The following is a 1,639-nucleotide window of genomic DNA, read 5'->3' as shown; positions in this document are numbered from 1 at the left end:
CTGAAAAAATTATCCTTGACGATAATTCGATTTATCAGGTAGTACACCTCGGTTTCTTTTTCCCTCTCGGTCTTTTCTTTCTCTTTGACAGAGTAGATTTCCTTAAGAAGTCGAGAGTAAGATTCATCATATCCCCTTCGTTTTCAGCCTGCTCTTTAAATATTAAAAGCAGATGCAAAAGAATGAACGAAGCCTTTTCTCTCGCCTCTTTTTCTTGTACTACACTTTTGTTCTTCGTATGAACAATGTCAATGATCGCTGTCTTTTTATCCCCTATCCTCTCATCACGGCACGGAGCCGATCAAGCAGCGGACAGTGGGTGCAAAAGTAAAACCTTTTTCCGAATCAGCAAAACTTTTCGGACGAAAAAACTCCACTTTTCAGTTCAACAAATTCGGCGATGACGGGTAAAATCCTTTTTCACAGGGATTTACCAGGAATAAGAAATTGATTTTTTTAAAGAAAACAATCTGCAATAGGACTGCTTTTGAGCAGAGACAGCTATCATAGATCGTGCCGACAGCTATTGAGCGCAAGGCTTTTTACTTGAGTTCTTCTACCAAAAGAAGAGAGAAGAACAGAAAAAGGAGACAAGGAAAGGGACGCTGAAATCCACAATAAAACCATGATATATAGAAACGATGGTATAATCGGATCCCGAGCAACGAACAATGATAGGCAGCGTGGTGTCCATGGAGGTGGCTCCTGCTGCTGCAATGGGGGCCAAGCGCCCGAAAAAGCGCACCAAAACGGGTGCCACCAACAGTGCAATAACCTCTCTTATAATATTGGACAAAAGTGCTATGGTGCCGGCCTCTGCACCTCTATACTCTGTAATAAAGATGCTGGAAAGGGAATAGTAGCCAAATCCTGATCCTATGGCCAGGCTCTGCGCCATAGAGCTGTGCGGCAAGAGCAATGAGACAAGGGCAGAAGCGCAGAGCGTACCCATAATAGTAGCAAGCGGGAGGAAAAACAAGATCGGCCTGATCTGCCGGAAACTTCTGAGCAGAATGGGATTATGGCCGATGCTCAGGCCAACGCCGAACATCAAAGCCCCAAGCGCATAAGCACTCCATCCCTGATCGACTATTTCCTGAGGAAATACCTCCACATACCCGCAAAGGGCACCTCCAAGGAGAAAAAGTATAATGACCAGACTTCCTTTCATCAGAATCTCCTTTCTTGATCATGAGCCTTCGCATCTGAGTCAATCGAACGATTCAGGAATCGCCATAGCAGTTTTGCAAATACGGCACTTCCCATGACTCCCGCAATCGCGATCAGCGAGGCATCCAAGCCCAATCGAGGCAAGGCAGAGATTACTTCCCGATTACCCCCGACCTCTACCCCCAACAGAAAAACCAGTATCCAGACAAGGAACGTTATTAAGAGGTTTATCCTACGCAGATTGCGACGTCGGCAGAGATAACCCACCAATATGCCGGCAAAAAGACAAGCTATAACAGAAAACATAATCTTCCGAAAGTCAGGTAAAAGGGTCGATCCTTCCTTTATCTATATACTCAATGTTGTCCTAAATAAGAGTCCATTGCGCAATGCCATGGTTATATCACTATGTTCTTTCAAGTCATTTTTGCCTATTGAGGCAGTGTTTCTCCGCGGTGGTATTCTTCTT

3 protein-coding genes are annotated in these 1,639 nt (G+C 44.7%); 1 reads left to right on the top strand and 2 read right to left on the bottom strand.

All coding sequences use genetic code 11. The features are described 5' to 3' along the window. The first annotated feature begins 172 nt into the window (after nt 1-172). Complete coding sequence (locus F452_RS13000; RefSeq protein ID WP_018966144.1) at nt 173-331, top strand: hypothetical protein; 159 nt, start codon at nt 173-175, stop codon at nt 329-331. 225 nt (nt 332-556) lie between these two features. Here the strand turns inward: F452_RS13000 and F452_RS0110560 are convergent, their stop codons facing one another. Together F452_RS0110560 and F452_RS0110555 are read right to left on the bottom strand one after the other, a co-directional pair. After that, nucleotides 557-1,171 carry a lysine exporter LysO family protein gene (locus tag F452_RS0110560; protein ID WP_018966143.1) on the bottom strand — a complete coding sequence of 205 codons (615 nt, stop codon included), beginning with the start codon at nt 1,169-1,171 and terminating at the stop codon, nt 557-559. After that, entirely contained in the window at nt 1,171-1,476 is a 306-nt protein-coding gene (locus tag F452_RS0110555; RefSeq protein ID WP_018966142.1) for a LysO family transporter, read from the bottom strand. Before F452_RS0110555 ends, F452_RS0110560 begins: the two co-directional genes overlap by 1 nt. Between the last annotated feature and the right edge of the window lie 163 nt (nt 1,477-1,639).

The sequence above is a fragment of the Porphyromonas gulae DSM 15663 genome (genome assembly GCF_000378065.1).
GTDB lineage: Bacteria > Bacteroidota > Bacteroidia > Bacteroidales > Porphyromonadaceae > Porphyromonas > Porphyromonas gulae.
This window is presented reverse-complemented; position numbering and strand designations above follow the sequence as displayed.

What these genes read in the sequence shown, in the direction of transcription:
- F452_RS13000 (WP_018966144.1), top strand. Translation starts at nt 173, where the DNA reads ATGCAAAAGAATGAACGAAGCCTTTTCTCTCGCCTCTTTTTCTTGTAC.
- F452_RS0110560 (WP_018966143.1), bottom strand. Translation starts at nt 1,171, where the DNA reads ATGAAAGGAAGTCTGGTCATTATACTTTTTCTCCTTGGAGGTGCCCTT.
- F452_RS0110555 (WP_018966142.1), bottom strand. Translation starts at nt 1,476, where the DNA reads ATGTTTTCTGTTATAGCTTGTCTTTTTGCCGGCATATTGGTGGGTTAT.